Below are 19,879 nucleotides of genomic sequence, written 5' to 3' on the forward strand. Positions count from 1 at the left end.
GTGGCCGCCAGCGACGCGATAGCCCTGGACGGCTTCCTGGACGAGGAGACCGTGCCCGGCGACCTGCACGGGTCGACGGCGCGGTTCCGCCTCACCGTCTCCCCGACGGACGAACGCACGGACGAGATGATCCTGCCGTGCAGCGTCGCCGACCCCGAGTTGGCACACACGGTGCTGCACGACCTGGTCCCCGGCGACAAGCTCCGCGTCACCGGCTACCTCCGGCTGCCCCGCACGCCGGACGAGCCGATGTGGCTGGCCGTCACCACCCTCACCGTGCTGGAGACCGCGCCGCTGCTGTCCGACCCGGCCGCCATCGCCACGGCCGCCATCGAGCGGTACGGGCCGTACGTCTGCTGGTTCGACGCCGAAGACTTCGGCGAGGTCCCGGTGTGGACCGAAGCGGGGATCTGGGTCGGCACCGCCGGTGACCCGAGCGCGCTGGGCGAACTGATCGAGGCGTTCGAGCACCGCCAGGCCGCCGGCGGCGAGTGACCGGCCGTGCCCATCCGTCCCGAGAACCTGCACCGCTACCCGCGCGACTGGAACGAGATCAGCGCGCGGATCCGGTTCGTGAGGGCGGGCGGCCGCTGCGAGTGCACGGGCCACTGCGGCCTGGCGCACCCGGGCGGCCGCTGCCGGACAGCTCGGGCTCCTCCCCGAGACGACCCTCGTCCGCACCGAGCCGCCCACCCCGCCGCGCCCCACCCGGGCCCGCGTCCCGGCGGCCGCGCTCCACCAACTGCCTCTCCCCGAACCCGACCAGGAGACGAAGCCCATGGCCCGCATCAGCGTGAAGATCGCCCCGCTCCACCCGGACGGCACCGAATGCACCCACGCCGTCCGGCCCTCCGGCAAGCCCCGCGACGCCGACTCCGGATGCGCCGGCCGCCGCAACTACGCCGTGGTGTGCAGCGACTGCGGCACGGTCGGCGACCCGCACGGCCTCCGCGTCCTCGCCGAACCGGCGCAGCGCGCCCACCGCGACAGCCACAAGACCGCGCTCGCCCCGGCCACCCGCTGACTCCCGCCCGCCCGGCCGCCGGGATCACCACGGCCCGGGCGGCCCCGTCCAACCCGATCTCACCCTGGAGGCATAACCCCGTGCAGCAGATCCGCCGCACCGCAGCCCTGGCCGCCACCGCCCTGACCGTCGTCCTGACACTCACCGGGTGCGGCGCCGACACTCAGTCCCCGGCCCACCACGACAGCCGCGCCAAGAAAGCCGCCGGTATCGGCTCCCTGGACATCATCTGCAACAAGGACGTCTGGGAGGGCACCCGCCCGGATGAGCTGAAGAAGGTCACGACCACCGCAGCTGATGGCCCCCGCGGACAGCGCGGCATGATCCGGGTCACGCTCACCGGCGCCCAACTCGTCACCTACCTCACCGAGCTGGACAAGGACGCCCACCCCGGCTGGATGGGCCCCAACCTTCCCAACCGGGAAGCCCTCTCCGGCCGCGTCTACGACGCACTCGCCCCCGCTATCGACAAGGCCACCACGGCACGCTCCACCTCCGACCCAGCACCCGAGATCCTCATCGACGACACCCTCGCCACCAAGGCGCCCTGATCACGAAGCGGCCTTCCGCCCCGGGACCACCCGGGGCGGAAGGCCGCCTTTTTTGTTCTTCATCAACTGGGGGCGGCACGGTACGGATGGCTGCCTTGAGATGGGCGGGCCGCAGGTCCGCTGGACCGCGACAGACATCAGCTACTCCACGGAGCGCAATACGCGGGCCGTCAGCTCACAAGCCTGCGCCAGCGACGCGCGGTGCGCGGGCAGGAATCGGGTAGCTTCACCCCGGAGATAGGCCAAGGCCTGCGCCCACTCGATCGGATCTGCGGGCAGCGTGTACGGCTCACCGCTCAAGCGCGTCGCCGGCACCTGGCGAACCGGCCCCTGGCGCACCACTGTCTGGGTCACCGTGACCGTACGCTCCACCACCTCCCGTACCGGCTCCGAAGACTGGTCGTCGTCGCCTGACCGGCCGGCCCGCGCCAGCGCGAGCCGCTCTGCAGAGGCCAACTTCCGATGGCCGTCGCTGCAGTACTTCGGAGGCCGCCCCGTGCCCGCATAGGTGACCGGCTTGCCGCAATACCCGCACGTACGCTTCAGCAGGCGCGTTTGGACAACGGCCGTCTCGTGCACTGCGACGACATCGCCGTGCTCGTGCTCCTGGACGCCGTCGCTCTCGGCCGCCGACGGGTGGTCTTTCGTCATGACGAAACCATAGACAGACCATCCGTGGCCCCGCCGAAGCGCCTTAGCTGTGTGTTCGGGTAGCCGGGACCCAGCAATGGGTTCCGGCTACCCGACCAGCACACTTAGCGGACCGCAGCCGGGCATCGCCGATAGGCCGACGGACGAGCGGCGGCCGCCGCTCCCACTGCAGTCGGACGGCGACCCGCCCAGGGAAGTTGTCCCCTCGCCACCAAGGCGCCGTGACCACGAAGCGGCCCCTTTCTCCCGGGACTTACCGGAGAAAGGGGGCGCCTTTTTTGCGTTTCGGGCGCAGTTCACCCCTGCCTCTGGTGCTCGGGGAGGTTGTCGGCTCGGTACGCTCACGCCATGTACTACATCGCCAATGTCAGCCCTCGCAGTACGGGCAAGACCACGAACTCCGCGTGGATGGGTCACGCACTGCACGAGCGCGGACGTAAGGTGATCGGCTACGACGCGGATGACTCCAGGCAGTTCAGCCGCTGGCAGGCTGCGGGCACCTATCCCTTCATCGTCCAACAGGCGGCAACCCCAGCCTTCCACCTCAACGTTCCCCAGACGATCCCAGCCGGGTTCGAGGACGGTGTGGGTGTCGTTGACGTCGGCCACCTCGAAGACCATCAAGCGGTAGGCGCGTCCGTACTGCGCCTCGCGGACCTGGCCGTCATCAACCTGCCACCGTCGATGAACGACGTTGAGCGCATGGAGGAGCTCCCCACAAAGGAGTTCATCAAGAACGTCGCGCCGCTACGGGCGGATAGCAAGCCGCCGGCCACCTGGATTCTGCTGTGCAAGGCTCCGACCGGCGTGAGCGAGATCAAGCAGGTCAGGGAGTACCTGGAGGAAGAGGGCTACAACGTCTTCACCACCGTGGTGCCATCCGTCGTGAAGTACATGCGCACCCACGAGGGCAGCGACATCCTGGCCAAGGGATCGGCATTCGAATCGCTGGTCACAGAGATGGAAGAGCGGGGGCTGCTGCCGTGACCAAGCCCAACCCTTTCAAGGACCGTCAGGCTCGCAAGGCTGCTGAGCAGGCGACCGTCCCTGGTCAGCAGGGAGTTCTGTCTGCCGGGCCGAGCGCTGACGCCGACTCAGGGCACGTCCAGGACACGGTCACCTTCGCGCAGGGGCGGCCGGAGAAGATGATGACGCTCGCCGACCTGCCGGAGCCCATCGAGACCCCGGACGCGGCGGGCGACCTCAGCGACGAAGAAGAGCAGATCCTCCTGCTCTGCATGCGAGGTGTCCAGCAGTTCGAGGACGCCTGGTGGGTCATGGGCAAGGCCATGGCCAACATCAACAACCGCCGTCTGTACCGCAAGACCCACGCCACCTTCGGCGACTTCGCCCAGGAAGTCTTTAACAAGTCCCGGCCGATAGCCTACGAAGAGATGACTGCGTACGCGATCGGTGAGCTGGTGTCTGCACGTGCAGACAAAGCGTTCGAAGAGAATTCGAACGGAATGTCTGCACGTGCAGACACCCCCGCCATCGGTAAGAAGGCGGCTGGCGCCCTCAACCCGATCACCAAGGACTACGGCCCCGAGACCTCCGTCGCTGTCCACGAGACCATCAAGGACGCCACCGGCAAGACGGTCAGCGTGAAGGCGATCACGGGCATCGTCCAGCAGTTGCCCCGCAAGAAAGACAAGGAGCTCTCGCAGAACGAGCTGACCGCACTCGTTCGAGAACTCGCTGGCAACCCGCCCCAGACCAGCCACGGGCAGCAGACGGGCGGCGAGCGGGCGTCCGCGCTGGACGCACTGCGCGACGCCGTGACGCAACTGGAGGCCGGCCACCGAGCCCTGGCCCCGGCCAGCATCAAGAAGGCGCTCGAACAGGACGCGACCGCGACCGCCACCGTTCTGGCATCGGCCAAGACCGCAGCGGACAAGGCCGCCGCGAGGGCCAACGCCTTCCTTTCGCGGGCGACATGAGCTGATCCGAACCAGCAAGCAGGGGGCCGGGTCCCCAGACCTTCTGGGAAACCGGCCCTCTGCCGTGTCGCTGGCCTGTTGCAGTCCTTCGGTCAGCTCAGAAACTCGGTGCTCTTCACTGCGTAGAAAGACGGTTGCGCGGATCGGACCTCGGACTGCTCCAGCGTGGCTCGTCGGTCGCGGCCTGAGTCACGGGCCTGGACGGCAGCGGCGACAAACGTGGCGGCCAGACCGATACGGGTAGGGCCTCTCGTCGCACTCCTGGTCGTATCGGCTCCGGACCCGCGTCTACTTCCCCACAGCGAGGGGTTCTGTGCGAAGTCAGATTTTCCGGGCTATTCGCAGAGTAGGGTCGGCGGCGATTACCAAGAGGAAGGGGAGGCCGTGGCGGACATCAACGGGCTGCTCGCGGCGGACGTCGCGAAGACCATCATCAGCGTCATGGGCTGGCAGACGGTCCGCACGACGTGGCTCGCCCCGGACCAGGAGCGCATCGAGCACCACGACGACGGTCGGTGGATCGGCGTCACCAGCAGCCTGCAATCCACCTGGGTGACCCTCCACGCCGGCCGGATCCGCGATGGGGAGTTCGCCGCACCCGAGGTGGACTCGGATCGGCTGGACGGAGCCGACCAGGCTGTCCTGGCGCTCGCGGTGCGCAGGCTGTGGGAGCGCCTGGACGGCCTGGAGCAGAAGAAGCACCTGTAGCGCCGCGCGGTTCAGTGCCTGCTTCCAACTGCTCAGCTTCTCCGCCGGGACGGGAGGCGGTCGCCGACCCGGAGTACTCGGGCCGGCTGTCCGCAGCTGCCGACGACATGAAGGACATCCTGAGCCGCACCGACGCCCTGAGGGCCTGCCACTCACAACGGGCTCACGACAGCGGGACCGTCGCCAGGGGCTCCCAGACGATGTGCTGGTGGGTGTGCCACTGCGAGACGAGCGTCAGGGCGGGGAAATCGAGCGTCACCTCGCCGGCGTCGATGTCGCTCAGCATGGCCTTCATGGCGGCGCGGTCGGCGTGGGCGGCGTCGCGCCCGGCGTAGGCGATCGTGATGTGCGGGTAGGGGATCTCGGGCAGCAGGTTCCAGCGCTCCCCCACCACTGCGGTCGTCGCGGTCCAGGTCGTATCCCAGAGCTGCCGGACCGTCGCCCCCGGCCGGGCGGCCCGCCCGATCGCGACGGTGCCGATGGACGGCCGTGAGAAAGTCAGCGTGAGTGGCCCCGTGCCGGTCACGGCGTCGCGGACCCGTGCCACCATCTCGTCGATTTCGTCATCGGTGGCCTCCTCGCGCGGCCCGGCGTGGAGAACGGTCGCGTGGAGCCATTTCGGCGTCACCATCTCCATGCCGGGATAGCGGATCAGTTCCGCGTACGGACCCAGCAGGTCGTCCACCGCCTGCTCCGTGGAGGGCGGCAGCAGATGCCAGTGCAGATCACGCCGATAGGCCGGCCACCGAGTCTCGACACCCGCGAAGAAGTCCCGCATCCGTCCCCCTTGTTGATGGTGAGCGCCTGGCGCTCAGTCCGCGACCAGCATCGAGCTCAGGAACCGGGTGAGGCGGGCCACCGTGATGTCGGCCTCGATCACCCGGCGACACACGTCGTTGGAGATGTTATCCAGCTCCCACGCCTCCGACCCGTCCTCCGAGGCGTCGGCGGCCCACTGCGACTCGAGTCGGTCGACGTCGTCGCGCAGTTGCTCGCATAGATCCGCCGTCGCGCCGAGGAGCATCGGCAACGGCCCCTGCGCGGGAAGGGAGTCGGCGGCCGCGCGCAGCGTTCCGGCGAGGGCGGCCAGGCGGCAGGCCCGTTGCAGCCACGACGGCGGGGCGGCCAGGTCGCGGACCGGGAGGGCCGGGTAGTCGTACGCGGCCGCCATCGTCAGGCCGGTCGCGCGGGCCGCGGTCCGTTCTGCATCGCTGACGGTCCACTTGCCTTCCTGCCACAGAATCTTCGCCTCGGTCAGGCAGCGCACCACGAGTTCCCGGTGCGCGGTCCAGCTGTCCGTTGCCATGTCCCACACCGTATGGTCCGGACCGCCCGGAAGGCAGTGCGGCCAGGCACCCGCCGTACCGGCCTGGCCTGGCGCGGCGGCGTTGCCCAGTATCCGGCCCGGCGGGCGAGACGGACCGCAGCCGGAAGCCGCAGCCGCTGCAATGAAGCACGCCCTGTCTCACTCTTGCTCAGAGCAGGTGAACAGCCTCTCGAACGAACCCGCGCCCGGGGCCGACATGGCGCCGCTCCACCGGCGGACACCGGGTAGCAGAGCCATGCGGCTTCGAGCCTGGCTTGGTGGTCATGGTCCGGTGAGGATGTCGTGGGTGCCGATACGGCGCCAGATGACGTGTGGCGTGCTCTGTATCTTCTCCTTCCCGTACGACCAGGTCGCCCGGCCGTTGCCGGCCCACGTGAGCTCGTAGACGCCAGGTGCGCGCTGGATGCGCTTGATGCGCAGGCCGGGGCGGAAGTGGCCGGTGCGGAGATCGGGGACGAAGGAGTCGAGGACGACGCAGCGGAAGCGCTGGCGCTGGGCTGGGCTGAGGCGTTTTAGGTCGGCGGTGAAGCGGGAGAGGGTCTCGAAGGTGGGCACGGTGTTCTCCTCCGGGCAGCACGACGAAGCCCCCGGCGGGTGCCGGGGGCTGTGTAGGCGGTGCTTCCTTGGCGGTGCGTCTTCCTTGGCACTCGGTGGTGCTCAGTTGGTGCTCGGTGTCGTCTCAAGTCGTGTCGGGTGGGTTGCCGGAGAGCGATGACATTCGCGTCCGGCCCGGGGCCGCGTCCCGCCCGGCGGGCACCGACGAAGAAAGTTCGGCCCCTGCTCCCGCCTGGCGGGACGTCCCGCTGATCGGCCTTTTCATGCAGGTCAGAGCCGTGTGCCGTGGTCTGTATGACAGTGGATATCAGGGTGATCCGGGCCGGTCAGATGTACCGCTACTACCTCCGCGAGACCGTCGTCGGCGACGCCCGCCGCCCGGCCCGCACGCCGCTGCGCGCCGCCCAGGAGCAGGCCGGGGTCCCGGCCGGGCGCTGGATGGGCCGCGGCCTTGCCGCGCTCGGGCTGGCGCCGGGTGAGGAAGTCACCGAGGCGCAGCTGCGGAACCTGTTCGGCGAGCGCGGCCGCCATCCCGACGCGGACCGGATCGAGGCCGACCTGCTCGCTGCGGGCGCCTCACCGAAGCAGGCGTTCAAGGCCGGCGCCCTCGGTCGCCGGGTGACGGTCACCGGGGTCGACTTCGTGTTCCGGCCGCAGCCGAGCATCTACCTCCTGTGGGCGCTGGGCGATGAGGAGACCCGGCTGGTGATCGAGGCCGCGCACGAGCGGGCGATCGTACGCGTGCTGGAGTGGATCGAGGACGAGGTCGCGGTGATCCGGTACGGCAAGGACGGCATCTACCGGGTGCGGCCGCCCGGCGGTCTGGTCGCTGCGCGCTTCCGCCACTACGAGGCACGCTCCGGGATGCCTTTGCTCCATGACCATCTGCTTCTGTCGGTGAAGGGGCAGCGCCTGGACGGGAAGTGGGGCTCGATCCACACTCTGGCCCTGCATGAGAACACCGTGGCCGCCTCCGCGCTCTACAACGAGATCGTGGCCGCTGAGGTCTGTGAGGCGCTGGGGCTGGCGACCGGGCCCCGCACCGTCACGCCGGGGCGCCGGCCGGTGATGGAGATTGCCGGGGTGCCGCACGAGCTGATCCGCTGGACCTCCCGGCGCAGCGACCAGATCGCCGCCTGCCTGGCCGAGCTGGAGCACGAGTACGTCACCGCCGTCGACGACGACGGCGAGCTGAGGTTCCTGCCCGTGGTCTCCGAGAGGGCCCGCGCCAAGCTGAAACAGATGGCCGCCCGCAAGACCCGCCCGCCCAAGCAGAAGACCCTGCCGCTCGCGCAGCTGCGCGCGTGGTGGAAGGCGAGCGCGATCCTCACCTCCGGTGTGGCCGCCGACGTCATCACCTCCCTCCTCGAGTACGCCCGTGCCGCGGCCGGGGCGATCCGGGCACGGGTCGCCGCCGTGGTCGACGTCGCCCTGGCGGCCGTTGACGTCACCGCGACCGTGTTCGTGATGAACGACGGCGGCCGCTTCCACCGCCGGCACCTGCTCGCCGAAGCCCGCCGCCACCTCGCTCTCGTCCTGCGCGGCCGCCGCCGCGACCCCGGCCTGGACGACCGGATCGTCACCACCGCCATCTCCATCCACTGCCTGGACATCAGCGAGCCGAAGACCGTACGCGGCCTGGAGGCCAACTACCGCCTCTACACCGCACGGTGGTCCCTGTCCGATCTCCCCGCCCGCCGCCGCACGCCCGCCGTGCCCGATCCGGACCGACCGCCCCCGGCCGGTCCCGGCGAGCCGGCTGCGCCCCGGCCCCAGGGCCAGGACGCGGGGGAGCGGGAGATCCCCCGCATCCCGTTGCAGTACGAGCGCGCTGTCCTCGCTGGTGCGGTGGTCCGAGAGAAGCTGCGCGCCACCGCCACCGCCAACGCCGTGCGGGGCCGGGCGTACGACGTCACCGCGCACCAGCAGGCCGCGGTGCCTGAGCAACTGCTCGCGCACCCTCACACCGAAGCCGAGCACGACGACCAGGAGCCGGGGGCCGGGCCGCGGTCGGCGATCGACCTGACGGCGCTGCGGGCCCTGAAGGCATCGCGCACCGATGTGGAAGCCCTCGATCTCACCGACGAACGGCTGCGCCGTCTCCGGGACGCCTTCACCAAGGCGGCCGACCACGCCCAGGCGACCATGGACCGCTACGCCGGCCGGGAGGACGCCGACGCACCGCCCATGGCGCGGGAGGACGGCCAGCGGGCGTACCGCCCTCAGCAGCCCGGCCCGCACCAAGGGCGAGAAGCCGGCCGTTGAGTGCACCACGATTCGACGCACGCGAAGCGTCGCGCACTACTCCCGGCGGTGCGCACCGGCCCGGGCGCGCCGCTCGCTGAGCGTGCTGCGCGAGCCTGTTTGACGGAGCACAGGGCATGTGGAGGCCGGCTCTGCCGGACTGTGAACGCGCTGGCGGTCTATGGGCGGGGCCAGCGGGTGAGTGCGGTGATGGGGGTCGGGAGGGGGCGGCGTTGTGGGATGGGGGGTGTGTAACGGGTCGGAGGGAAGGTGTCGTTGAAGGCGAAGAAAAGGTTCTCCAGGCGCTGGGCGGGCTCCGTGGGGGGCCGTGGCGGCGGGGGCGGCGGGGACGGCGGGAGTGACGTTTGCGGGGTGCGGGTTTGGGTTTCCCAGAGGGGCTGGAAGTAGGCGGGTTCGCCGTCGAGGATCTGGATGAGGCGCAGGACGTCGTCCCAGGTTCCGGTGGTGGTGCCGTCGAGGAGTGCGGTGATGTGGTCCTGGGGGAGGGTGTGGCTGCTGGTGATTTCCATGGCCCAGGGGCTGGGGCTGCCGGCCCGCATGTGGAGGTAGCGCAGTGCGGAGGCGAGGTTGGTGGTCCGGCCTGTGTAGCGGCGGGCTTCGGCGTCTTCCCAGACTTTCCGCAGCAGGCCGGGTTCGGCACCGCAGGCCTGGGCGATGGAGGCGGCGGATTTCCAGGTGGGGAAGCGTTCGCCGCTCATCAGGCGGGACAGGAAGCTGGGCGACAGGCCGGTACTGCGGCTCAGGTCCCGCAGGCTCTGGCGGGAGGCTTTCTGGAGTCCACTCAGGACTTGGGCCAGGTCCTTGGCGTGTGGTGAGTGAGTCAGAGGCTCTTCGCCGGGCGGCGGGGGAGAAGCAGGCGGTCCGCCGGTGGCGGGCGGGGAGCTGGGGCGCCGCTGGACGGGCGCTGCGGACGGGAGAGCCGGGCTGGCGTGCCGGTTGAGGGCGCGCTGGATCATCTCCGGTGTGTACTTCTTGCGTGCGGAGTCCTTGTTCGACCCGACCAGCGCGCCGATCGTTTCCCAGGAGGCGCCGATCACCTTGGTACGGCCGACCATGACACGCTCGACATAGGCGGCGCGGCGCTGGAGCTGTACCAGGAGACGCAGCGGTTCTTCGGGGGCGCTGTCGGGAACGTCCAGGAGGTGGCGCAGTAGCTTCACATCGTCCTCCAGGCGGCCCAGTTCTTCCCTCAGGTAGCGGTCGTACTTCTCGGTGCCCGGCGGGTTGCTGTGGCGCCTGCGGTGGGCGGCCTGGCGGCACTTGGTGCCGCAGTACTCGCCGGGGCGGCCGGTGTGCTGCTGCGGTAGCTGGCTTCCGCACTGTTTGCAGTGGCTCGGTGAGAACGCGTGCCCCATCGTGGTCATCCCTCACGGGGTAGGAACCCGTTGCGACGAAAGGGGTGAGCCGCCCGGGAAACGTTACGGGGAAGAGTGATGTCGCGCCCGTTCTGTAGGGAACGGGCGCGACAGGATCCGGCTGGGGGCCGGGTGTCGCCGGCCCCCAGGACGTCAGCGTGAAGGGCCGTCGTTCCGGGTGCGGAGGTGAGCGAGAAGCGCCCACACGACGGTCACCACGAGCAGAATCACGAGGCCCGTGGAGTCCGGTGAACCGGGCGCGATCACCAGCGGCGGGAACGCGCTACCACCCGCGCGGTGCGCATCACGGTGCCAGTTGCCCGGTGTTGCCCGCATGTTGACAGGCATATCCGTGCCGGGGGCGCCTTTGTTAGGGTTCGGACCTGTGAGTCGCCGCCACAGGCGTTTGATCCAAGAACGGACTGGGGATGCAGACATCGCGAACCTCCGGGTTCGTAGTCACGTAGAGCGTGAGCCCGGTCCGTGGAAAGAGTGGGCTCGCGCTCTGTGACTGTAGTGACACGTTCGGCCCAAATACCATTCGGTCAAATGCTCCCATTCCCAGTACAAGCGGGGATTGATCGGACAGTTTCGTAGAGGCCGGGCGGGCATTCCGCAGGGAAACCGGAAAAACGCCCCCACAAGCATCCGGATCTTGGTATTGCTTCCCACCCCCTCCAACTCGCTGAATGGCTCTGAGCTGTTCCGAGGGCTGGCGGCAGGACTGGAGTTCCGGCCGGGGCCCGCAGGCAGACGACGGAGACTTCCCCGGCCCCACTGGATGTGACAAACCGGGCCGCCAGGGGCATACCCGGCCCCCCTTGTCCACCGTGGTCGGCCCCACCACGCGTCCCACCATGACCCCTTGTCCAGGCCCGCCCCTGGCCGCGCATGGTCGCGTTTCTCCTCGGCCGTGCTCGCTACCGGCTGCTGTCAGACCGCGGACAAGGGGTGGGCGTGCACGCTGCTGCCTCGATCACCGCCCCGCCCCGGGGCGCTCGAACCGAGGGAGACCACCGCGATGACCGCGCACCGACCAGCAGCCGGCCCCCGCCATGCCCGACCCGACCATGAGGCCGACCAGCACCGGGCAAGCCACGGTGCACTCCCGTGGCGCCCCCTTCGGAGGCCCCTTGAGAACCCCCTTTGGTGCCCGGCACCAGACCGGACAGAAAAACCCCTGGTCACGCCGCGAATCCCGTGCAGCCCGGCACCGTCACGACCCTCTACTCCCTCCTTGGACTTGCTGGTGATGTCAGTGGTGGAGGAGATCATCGGGTCCGGGGGGCGGATGCCCTCTGCGGCCGGGCCCGGCCAGCGCCCGGCCGGTGGCCGCGCGCGGGCAACGAGGGTGCAGGGCTGATGGGCGGGAAGCGCAGGACGAACCCGGCGGGGTCGACGAACAGTTTCCGCGGCGATGTGCTGCGCGTGCTCGGAGTGCTGAAGGTGGCCACGGGCGATCAGATCCAGCGGATCGGCGCGCCGCACCTGAGTCACCGGCACACCGACAAGGACACCCCGTCGAAGCAGAAGCAGGCCCGCACCGCCTCGCACACCGGCGCGCTCTCCGACATGCGCAAGCACGGCCTGTCCGAGAACGGCGGCTCCACGGAGACCGGCGACTCGCTGCGGAACCTGACCCTCAAGGGGTTGGAGGCCGCCTCCTACGAGCTGCGGCGGCCGGTGATGGAGATGGGCTCCACCGCGCGCGGCGCGGGCTCCAGCGGGGCCTCCCACCCGATGGCCGTCAACGAGACCGTGATCGCGATGCTGCGCCCGAAGCCGAACATGGCCAAGCTCGCCGACGACCCGCCGCACGTCCAGTCCGCCGCCCAGGCCGCCGTCGACGGACCGGACGGCATCGGCACCATCGCCTCGTACTGGACCGAGGTCCCGCTCCCGGCGACCGGCACCTGGAACGCACCCGGCAAGGGCGGCGCCCAGGCCGACCTCGTGCTCACCGCCCCGCAGGACGGAGTGCCGCTGCTGTTCATCGAGGTCGACAACTGCCACGAGACCGCAGAGGAGATCGCCGACAAGCTGGAGAAGTACGCCCGCTTCTTCCGCCGCACCGCGAAGGATACCGACGGCAAGGAGCGCCCGATGTGGCGCACACGCTGGACCGCCCCCGAGGGCCCGTACGGGGAGGTACCGCACCCGCCGGTGCTGCTGGTGTTTAACCACATCGGCGAGCGCAACCCAAACCACACCGTCCCGCGCCTGCGAGAGCTGACCCGCCACCTGTGGCAGGGGGAGCGGCAGCGCGGCGGCCACCATCTCTACGACCGGAAGATCCCGATCATCGCGGTCGGGCTGAAGAACCTTCGCCAGCACGGCCCGGCTGGCCCGGTGTTCCTCCGCTTCGGCCGCGACCACGTCCAGCCGCTCCTGGAGGCGATCGGCAACCCGCGCTTCGAGGCCGCCCAGGCCCGCGAGGCAGAGGAGGCCAAGACCCGGGCGGCGGCGTACCAAGAACAGGTACGGCGGGCAGCGCAGGAGCAGGCGGCGAAGCAGGCCGCTGAACGTGAAGCCCGCCGTCCCGTCTGCACCGGCTGCGGGGCGAAGTTCACCGACGCCCGCTGGGACGCGGTACAGCCGAAAGTCTGGGGAGCCACGAAGGACTCCCACCCGCAGCTGTGCAACAGCTGCAAGCAGAAGGCCGGCGCGGTCGTCAGCCCAGCGGCTGACACCCCGGAGCGCCAGAAGCCGGTGCGCGGTGAGGCCGGGCCGGACGACTTCTGGCCCGCCCCCGAGCGCCCCGTCTGTACCGAGTGCGGTGCCGCGTTCACCGACGAACGATGGAAGGCGACCGCGCGCGTCGGCTGGAGCACTTCCCCAGCGAAGCGCCCGTTTCTGTGCGGGGACTGCGACCAGCGGTTCGAGTCCGACTTGGAGCAGATCTGGGGTGTGAGCCCCCGGCGGGAGCAGCGCGACCAGGAGCAGGAGCCGGCCGTGCCCGAGCAGAAGACCGGCTGGCTCTCGCGCCTGCGGCGCTGAGCCGGGCGCGCCGCTGGCGGCCAGGCGACGGGTACACGTACCGGTCCGTCCGGCTGTCGGTGGTGGGGGAGACTGAGGGTCACCATTCCGGCGGCGAGGGGCGAGAGCATGGCGGCGAAGACGGATCCGGCGCAGTTGGTGCGTCAGGCCCGGGACCTGATCGAGGAGTTCAACCGGCTGGTGCTGGACGACGCGAAGGAGCTGTCCGCGCCCGCGCTGTCGGAGTCCACCCAAGCGCTGAAGTCGTTGGTGGAGCGGCTCCCGCAGGCGTTCGAGCAGACCGCCGACGTCCTGGAGCTCCTGGCCAAGAGCGACAAGGTCACGGTCGGGCAGGGCGACGTGAAGACCGAGGTGGCTACGACCGCCGCAGAGCTGCGGACGGTCGCGGCCGACAGCGAGCAGCTGGGCAAGAGCCTCGCGAACCCGGCGTCGGCCCTGTTCCTCATGGGCGGCCGCTGACCATGACCGACCTGCCCTCGCCCGAAGAGGTCGAAGCCGCCCGCACGCCCGCCGGCGGCTGGAAGCGCGACCAGCTCGCCGCCTGGGGTGTGCCGTGGCCCCCGCCGAAGGGCTGGAAGGACGAGCTGGCCGAACGCTGGCAGGCCGCCCGCCCGGCGGGACCGCCGACACCCGCGCCCACCCCGGCCCCGGCCGACTTCGCCCAGGACACGCTCGACTTCGGTTGACCCGACGACAGCGGGGCCGGACAGGATCACCTGACGCTGTTGGCCAATTCTCAACTTGCAGTGGGAGCTGTCCGGTTGGGTGTTATTGACGATCACTTGCGCCCATTGGATAGTGCCCCGTTGACGATGCACCTATCGAGCAAGATCAAAAGCCTCGAAGGAGTCCAGTGAATCGTGCCCGACAGTGCCTGATGGTGATGGCGTCACTCGCCCTCGCCGCCGGCGCTCTCACCGGAACCGCGACGGCCGCGCCATCTGGAACCGCACCGACCGCGCAGGAGCAGCTCCTTACGACGCTGGACCCGCAGCGGCTGGCCGCATCAGGGCCGCCTCAGGAGTCCATGAGCGCGGCTCTCCCTGCCGGTAAGACCTGTACGGATATCCCCGCTTCAAAGGGCCGCAAGGGCAGCGCTAGGGCCTGCACAGAGGTCACGCGCACGGCTGACAGTCGCACCGCCGCGCCGCTGGCCGCTGAGGCGTGTTCCGTCCAGCCCGGCAACTACCGCTTCGACCGGCATTCGTACTGCCTATCCGACGCGCGGCTCACCTACACCCTCTACGACCCGGTCAACGGGTCCGTGAAGGGTGTCGGGGAGATCAGCCTCAGTGGCTCCGCCACGCTCGATGCGCGCAGCGGCTGGTGGAACGAGATGTTCACCGCCACCGTCACGAGGCTGGAGGGCAACGTTCGGAGCCTCGCCGTCAAGCTCACGGCCTCGTGCACGAACTCCTGCGGGATGCTCAACGCCGACGCGTGGGGTACCAAGGTCCTCGTCCTGGGGCAGAGCGTGAGCAGTCACGTCACGTTCTCCAGCCACCCGGCCAGCGGCACGGTCACCCAGATCACGCCACAGTACGCGCTCCAGCTCTACCAGCCGGGCGACATCCCTGGAGACTGGAATCACAACTGGTCGCTGCCCACGCAGGTGCGCTGCGACGCAGAGTCGGCCGGGTACGGCTGCGTGATCGGACAGGCACGGGCCCAACTGAACTTGCCGCTCTCCCAGTTCGGCACCGCGGCCGCCACCTACTGGTACGCCCAGGCCGCGCTCGCCGACCGCTGGGGGACTCCTGAAAATCCGCTCATCCGGAACAAGAGCGAGGCCGCAGCCGAGGCCAACCGGTACCGGACCTGCAAGGAAGGAAGCAGCATCCCCTTCTACCCGCAGGGCGACATACCGGAAGACTCGTGCGACGAGTACCCGTTCGCCGGCACCTTCCAGGGCGGCCAGGACGGCGGCAGCTGCGCCGAGATCCTCCCGAAGTTCGAGGACGGCACCTGGAAGATCTATTACTTCCTCGGCAGGCAGCCCACCGGGTACGAACCCTGTGTCCGCGGGCACGTCCCGCTGCCGGAGAACACGGCTGCGGGTGGCGAGTACGGGAGGTTCGTCCAGGCCGAGCGGGTCCTGGATGCGGAGAAGTTCACCGTCTCGATCGCAGGCTGACCGTCCGGTCCCAGGTCTCCTGGAGCAGGCGAAACGCCCGCCCCTGGTGTTCGAGCCAGGGGCGGGCGCTTTGCTGCTCGCCGAACACGTCGGCAGGACGAAGTAGAGCAGCGGCCCTAAATTCGCCAACAGCGTCGGATCACCCTGTCCGGCCCCGCTGTTCGTTCCCTGGCGTTCACCGGCTGAGTCGGATGCGCGGCCCCCACGCGAACTCGAGGTCGTCCAGCAGGACGGCCTCCCTCTCTTTCTCCCACTGGGCGCGCAGACCGAACGGGTGGGTCTCCATCCGTTCCAGGATGACCAGCGTCTCGGGCCGCCCGACCAGTGCGTACCGGCCGTGCGAGGCGGGCCTGCTGCCCGGCCCGTACGCCCGCAGCAGCTCCTCCAGGCGGGCGCGGCGCTGCTCCACGAACGCCTCCAGGCGCTCGATGTACCCCTCGCGTTCCTCGGTGCGCACCGTGCTCAGCGCGACGTCCAGGAACTCCCCATCCGGCCAGTGACGTGTCCCCGGCGCGGCCAGGGCCCACGGGAACCGTTCCGCCGCCGCCAGGATGTCCTTCGCCTCCAGCGCTGGCACCGAGGTCGGGGCCGAGGACGGGGCTGGGGACTCCACCGGCTCTTCCTCCGAGGCGGGGGAGACCAGCTGCTGACGGGGGACGATCGGCACGGCGGGCAGTGCAAGTGTGCCATCGGCCCGGACGACGGCGCCGGCGAGGACCGCACGGAGTACTTCGGCTGCCAGCTGCTCGGGGATGGCGCCCATACGCTGGGCGAGGCGGCGAGCGGCTGCGGCGGCGTCCGCCCCGAGGTGCACCGACATGCCGTGCAGCCGGTCCCGCTCGGCCGCCCGCCGTTCAGCCAGCTGCTGCCGGTGCCAGCCCACGGTTGCGGTCCGGCGCTCTTCGTAGTCGGCCGCCCAGGCGGTCTGCACGGCATCCTGCGCGGCCGCGTACGCACCGCCGGTCTCCTCCAGCAGCGCGATTACCCGATCCCACTCGCTGACCTTGGCGTCCATCGTCTCGAAGTGCTGGGCCACCCGGTCGGCGACGGAGTCGCTGAAGTAGTCGTCCTGTTCGAAGCCGTCGATCAGCGGGTCCCGCCGCCGCAGGTCCGCGTGCTCCGACGTGCCGGGCGTCCGCTGCCGGTCGATCAGCTGCACCAATTTTTCCCGCTTGGCCCGCGCCCCTTCCGCGTCCAGCCCTTCGGCCTGCCGGCCGATCGCTCCGCGCGCCGCGTCGGTGGGGGTGATGTGCATCAGGTTCTCCTTGCGATGGTGGCAGTTGATGGTTGTCAGCAGGGTGCGGAGGTGGAGCTGCTGTCACGGAGTGGCCAAACGGCTGCTACTGGGTGACTCCTGCGAGCGCGGCGGCCGCGGTGACGACGACGGTCATCATCAGGACCACCGCATCCCGACCTTGGACAGCTGCTCCACCCGCTCCGGCGACAGCCCGGCGGCCCGGCTCCGCTGGTTGTTGACCCATGCCCCCAGGCGGTACTGGTCCTCCCGGCCGTCCTCGGAGAGCACGGTCTCCACGTGCTTGCGCGGGACCTTGAGGTGGCCTTCGCGCTCGAAGAACTGCCGGGCGGCGGTGAGGTTGGCGGTCCACTTGTCGGCCTGCGTACGGGGCCGCTGCGGCTTCTCGTCCTCGCTGGCGGGCTCGATCCCGAGGACGTTCTCGCACATCCACTGCTGCACGGCCGTGAGCTGGTCCCAGCCGAGCCGGACCGACTGCACCCACCGCCCGAGGTCCTCGCCCTGGCGCACGACGTCGCCCGCCTCGGTGGGCGGCGCCTCACCGGCGTCCAGGTGCATCCGGACTAGGTGGAAGCACCGCTGCCACGTCACCGGCCAGCTCGGGCACCAGGAGGCGTCGATCTCCTCCAGCTGCTCGCGCCGCTCGTCCGACAGCGCACCGGCCGACGACTCCACCAGCAGGCCCTCGGCGCGCCGCTGCTCGTTCTCAGCCGCCTTCCGGGCGGCGGCCCGCGCGTTCTTCAGGAAGATGCCCACCTTCGCGCCCTGGAGGGTGGCGTCCAGCGGGGCCAGGAGGTGCCCGTGTTCCGCCGCCCATCCGCGAGCGGCGGACAGGCCCTCCTCCCACGCGACGTCGTAGTGCGACCAGATCATGCCGAGCTTCTCCAGCTGCGCGACGCGGTCCTCATCCATGTCGCCGCGGGCGTAGAACCGGCGCGCGTCGGCGGTCCACTGCCCGAGCGGGAAGTTGGCGAGCGAGGCCGGCCACCCGGTGGCTTCCGCCTCCTGGCCGTCGACGGCGGGCACCCGGAACGTGAACGGCACCTTCAAGTCGCCGTGCTCGCGGGCGTAGATGACGGCGGCCTCCACGCCGCGCCGCCAGTGCTCGTGCTCCGGGTTGAGGACGCGCAGGTTGATGAACGCCGCCAAGGCGGCCGGGTCCCGGGGCGTGGAGAACTTCAGCAGGGCCTTGGCGGGGGCGCTAACGCCTCCGGAGCCCTCGCCGCTCCCGCCCGCGCTCTTGCCGCTGTCGTCCTTGCTGGCGGGCTTGTAGCGGCTCGGGGCCTGCTGCTCCGCGAGGGTCTCCACGATCCTGGCGTCGTGCGCCCGCAGCGCCTCCAGCAGCTTGGCGAGCCCGCCGAACGCCCGCGAGGTCAGCATGTTGTCCGCCGTTTCCCCGGGCCCGAGCAGCACCGGCACCACGAGCGAGGCCATCTTGCCCTCGCCGGGCTGCATCCGCAGAGCGCGGCCCACGGCCTGGACGAGGTCGGGCATCGAGCCGCGTACGTCGGCCCAGTAGACGGAGTCGCAGTTCTTGGTGTCGACGCCCTCGCCCAGGACCTTCACCGAGCAGAGGAAGCACTTCTCCACGACGGTGCCGTCCGTGGCGATCCCGGCCGCGAACTCGCCCAGGAGGCGGCGGCGGTGGAGCGGCTTGTGGTCGCCGCACAGCCAGTCCGCCCAGATCGTCTTCGGGTACAGGACGGGGTCGCTGGCGTGCAGCTGCGCGGCGACGTCCGGAAGGCCGGCGGCGAACGCTTCGGCCTCCTTCACCACGTGGTGGAACACGAGCGTGCGCCGGAAGTTCTCCTCCGCGGACGCCTTCACCAGGGCGGTCTGGAGCGCGGCGAGCCGGGCCCCGCGCACTTCTGCCGAGCGGCTTTCGGCGCCCAGGAGCTGGGCGGCCTGGAGCTGCGTATCGGTGACGTCCACGCATACGACCTGGTAGGGGGCACAGATTCCCCGGTCGATGGCCTCCGAGAGCGTCAGGGTGAAGCAGCGGCTGCCGAAGGGGCCCTCGGGGTCGTCTTCCATGCTCGCGACCAGCTCGCCGGGGGCGCCGGCCTCGTCCTCGTCCCCGAGCTGCCACAGCCGCGGCGTGGCCGTCATGTAGAGGCGGCGCAGGGACGGGATCTTCTGGTTGTCGTGGACGACCGCCCACGGCTTCCCGATCCGGCCCGAAACGCGGTGGGCCTCATCCACGACGATCAGGTCCCAGGCCGCGAGGCCCCCGGCGTGCGCCCGCTCCAGCGTGCCCAGCCCGAGGCTGGCGTACGTGGCGTAGACGGTCACCTTGTCCAGGCCCCGCGTCCACTCCACCAGCTCGTCCACGTCCGTGGTGTTGGGGAAGGACACCTCCTCACCCCGCAGCGAGGACACCCCGATCATCGGCCCCCGGCGGCCCCCCTCGCGCCACGCGGCCTCGGTCTGGGCGAGCAGGTCCAGCGAGGGCACGAGCACCAGCACACGGCCCGCGTGGAGCTCCTCCGCGCTGCGGACCGCCACCCGGGTCTTCCCGGACCCGGTCGCCATGATCACCTGCGTTCGAAGCCCCCGTTCGGGCACAAGTGATCTTGCAGGAAATTCGAGGGCGCGTACGACCGCGTCAATGGCTTCTCGCTGGGCTGCCTCGCGCTGATCAGCGCGGTCTGTGCTCGACATATCGCCTGCCTTCTCCTGGGGTGCCGTCCGGTCGATTCGAGCGGCGGGGAACGGGAAACCTGCACGTAGAGTGGCCACAAGGGCTACGGTTGCACTGACGCGATCGGCTGGAGACTCTGCCTCCCCGGAGCACCGGCAAGGCCGTGGGATGGATCTAGATAACCCTTCGAAGCGGTCCGGGGTGGTGTGCTCTGAGTCCATAGCTTATCTCGACACCAAAAATGAAGCATACCGAATCGTGAGATTCCCTCTAACGTGGCCGAGAGCTGCTAGTCTTGCCTTATCGCAAGCCAATCCGGGACGGTGACGCCCCGTCAATCGGGTCCAGTTCTCCGGGTGGGTGGCCCCCGAGACTCCTCACCCGTCCCGACTGTCCGTCACCACCCCTTCCTGTTGCTGCTGCTTGTGGCGTGAGCCCTGGTGGGCATGCCGCGCGGAGCGTGGCACGCCTGGCCC

At 70.1% G+C, this 19,879-nt stretch carries 19 protein-coding genes; 11 read left to right on the top strand and 8 right to left on the bottom strand.

Translation table 11 applies throughout. From position 1 onward, the window contains the following. The 3 genes from M1203_RS36065 (at nt 1) to M1203_RS36075 (ending at nt 1,575) form a co-directional block, all read left to right on the top strand. A complete protein-coding gene (locus M1203_RS36065; RefSeq protein ID WP_249954087.1) occupies nt 1–495 on the top strand; it encodes a hypothetical protein in 495 nt (164 codons plus the stop codon). A 283-nt stretch (nt 496–778) separates the two neighbouring features. Continuing rightward, on the top strand, nt 779–1,024 hold the full coding sequence (locus tag M1203_RS36070; protein ID WP_249954088.1) for a hypothetical protein: 246 nt from the start codon (nt 779–781) through the stop codon (nt 1,022–1,024). Between the two features lie 80 nt (nt 1,025–1,104). Continuing rightward, nucleotides 1,105–1,575: a hypothetical protein gene (locus M1203_RS36075; protein ID WP_249954089.1), complete on the top strand. Its 471-nt coding sequence runs from the start codon at nt 1,105–1,107 to the stop codon at nt 1,573–1,575. Nucleotides 1,576–1,716: 141 nt separating this feature from the next. Here the strand turns inward: M1203_RS36075 and M1203_RS36080 are convergent, their stop codons facing one another. Beyond that, complete coding sequence (locus M1203_RS36080) at nt 1,717–2,226, bottom strand: hypothetical protein (protein ID WP_249954090.1); 510 nt, start codon at nt 2,224–2,226, stop codon at nt 1,717–1,719. A gap of 348 nt (nt 2,227–2,574) precedes the next feature. Between M1203_RS36080 and M1203_RS36085 the strand changes: the two genes are divergently transcribed. From M1203_RS36085 to M1203_RS36095, 3 genes are all read left to right on the top strand, one after another. Continuing rightward, nucleotides 2,575–3,213 (top strand): plasmid partition protein, encoded by a 639-nt coding sequence (locus tag M1203_RS36085; RefSeq protein ID WP_249954091.1) that lies wholly within the window; start codon nt 2,575–2,577, stop codon nt 3,211–3,213. Then, nucleotides 3,210–4,166, top strand: coding sequence for a hypothetical protein (locus M1203_RS36090; RefSeq protein ID WP_249954092.1), 957 nt, complete (start codon nt 3,210–3,212; stop codon nt 4,164–4,166). Before M1203_RS36085 ends, M1203_RS36090 begins: the two co-directional genes overlap by 4 nt. 384 nt (nt 4,167–4,550) lie before the next feature. Next, complete coding sequence (locus tag M1203_RS36095) at nt 4,551–4,874, top strand: hypothetical protein (protein ID WP_249954093.1); 324 nt, start codon at nt 4,551–4,553, stop codon at nt 4,872–4,874. A gap of 163 nt (nt 4,875–5,037) precedes the next feature. Here M1203_RS36095 and M1203_RS36100 read toward each other — a convergent pair whose 3' ends face one another. The 3 genes from M1203_RS36100 to M1203_RS36110 all read right to left on the bottom strand — a co-directional run bounded on the left by M1203_RS36100 (nt 5,038) and on the right by M1203_RS36110 (nt 6,756). Beyond that, nucleotides 5,038–5,652, bottom strand: coding sequence for a 2'-5' RNA ligase family protein (locus M1203_RS36100; RefSeq protein ID WP_249954094.1), 615 nt, complete (start codon nt 5,650–5,652; stop codon nt 5,038–5,040). 33 nt (nt 5,653–5,685) lie between these two features. Beyond that, the gene (locus tag M1203_RS36105) at nt 5,686–6,180 is read right to left on the bottom strand and encodes a hypothetical protein (protein ID WP_249954095.1); all 495 of its coding nucleotides are present in this window, start codon (nt 6,178–6,180) and stop codon (nt 5,686–5,688) included. 282 nt (nt 6,181–6,462) lie between these two features. Further along, entirely contained in the window at nt 6,463–6,756 is a 294-nt protein-coding gene (locus tag M1203_RS36110; protein WP_249954096.1) for a hypothetical protein, read from the bottom strand. A 294-nt stretch (nt 6,757–7,050) separates the two neighbouring features. Between M1203_RS36110 and mobF the strand changes: the two genes are divergently transcribed. Beyond that, the gene (mobF, locus tag M1203_RS36115; RefSeq protein WP_249954097.1) at nt 7,051–9,021 is read left to right on the top strand and encodes a MobF family relaxase; all 1,971 of its coding nucleotides are present in this window, start codon (nt 7,051–7,053) and stop codon (nt 9,019–9,021) included. Between the two features lie 158 nt (nt 9,022–9,179). Here mobF and M1203_RS36120 read toward each other — a convergent pair whose 3' ends face one another. Continuing rightward, complete coding sequence (locus tag M1203_RS36120; protein WP_249954098.1) at nt 9,180–10,385, bottom strand: helix-turn-helix domain-containing protein; 1,206 nt, start codon at nt 10,383–10,385, stop codon at nt 9,180–9,182. Between the two features lie 144 nt (nt 10,386–10,529). After that, the gene (locus tag M1203_RS36125; protein ID WP_249954099.1) at nt 10,530–10,712 is read right to left on the bottom strand and encodes a hypothetical protein; all 183 of its coding nucleotides are present in this window, start codon (nt 10,710–10,712) and stop codon (nt 10,530–10,532) included. A gap of 1,026 nt (nt 10,713–11,738) precedes the next feature. Here M1203_RS36125 and M1203_RS36130 point away from each other — a divergent pair. The 4 genes from M1203_RS36130 (at nt 11,739) to M1203_RS36145 (ending at nt 15,507) form a co-directional block, all read left to right on the top strand. Continuing rightward, the gene (locus M1203_RS36130) at nt 11,739–13,373 is read left to right on the top strand and encodes a replication-relaxation family protein (RefSeq protein ID WP_249954100.1); all 1,635 of its coding nucleotides are present in this window, start codon (nt 11,739–11,741) and stop codon (nt 13,371–13,373) included. A gap of 108 nt (nt 13,374–13,481) precedes the next feature. Further along, nucleotides 13,482–13,832 (top strand): hypothetical protein, encoded by a 351-nt coding sequence (locus tag M1203_RS36135; RefSeq protein WP_249954101.1) that lies wholly within the window; start codon nt 13,482–13,484, stop codon nt 13,830–13,832. A 2-nt stretch (nt 13,833–13,834) separates the two neighbouring features. After that, nucleotides 13,835–14,059: a hypothetical protein gene (locus tag M1203_RS36140; protein WP_249954102.1), complete on the top strand. Its 225-nt coding sequence runs from the start codon at nt 13,835–13,837 to the stop codon at nt 14,057–14,059. A gap of 167 nt (nt 14,060–14,226) precedes the next feature. Beyond that, entirely contained in the window at nt 14,227–15,507 is a 1,281-nt protein-coding gene (locus M1203_RS36145; RefSeq protein ID WP_249954103.1) for a hypothetical protein, read from the top strand. A gap of 175 nt (nt 15,508–15,682) precedes the next feature. Here M1203_RS36145 and M1203_RS36150 read toward each other — a convergent pair whose 3' ends face one another. Together M1203_RS36150 and M1203_RS36155 are read right to left on the bottom strand one after the other, a co-directional pair. Then, nucleotides 15,683–16,762 (bottom strand): hypothetical protein, encoded by a 1,080-nt coding sequence (locus M1203_RS36150; protein ID WP_249954104.1) that lies wholly within the window; start codon nt 16,760–16,762, stop codon nt 15,683–15,685. Between the two features lie 138 nt (nt 16,763–16,900). Further along, nucleotides 16,901–19,423, bottom strand: a complete 2,523-nt coding sequence (locus tag M1203_RS36155; RefSeq protein ID WP_249954105.1) for a DEAD/DEAH box helicase — start codon at nt 19,421–19,423, stop codon at nt 16,901–16,903. Between the last annotated feature and the right edge of the window lie 456 nt (nt 19,424–19,879).

The organism is Streptomyces sp. 35G-GA-8 (assembly GCF_023534745.1).
In the GTDB taxonomy this organism is placed as follows: domain Bacteria; phylum Actinomycetota; class Actinomycetes; order Streptomycetales; family Streptomycetaceae; genus Streptomyces.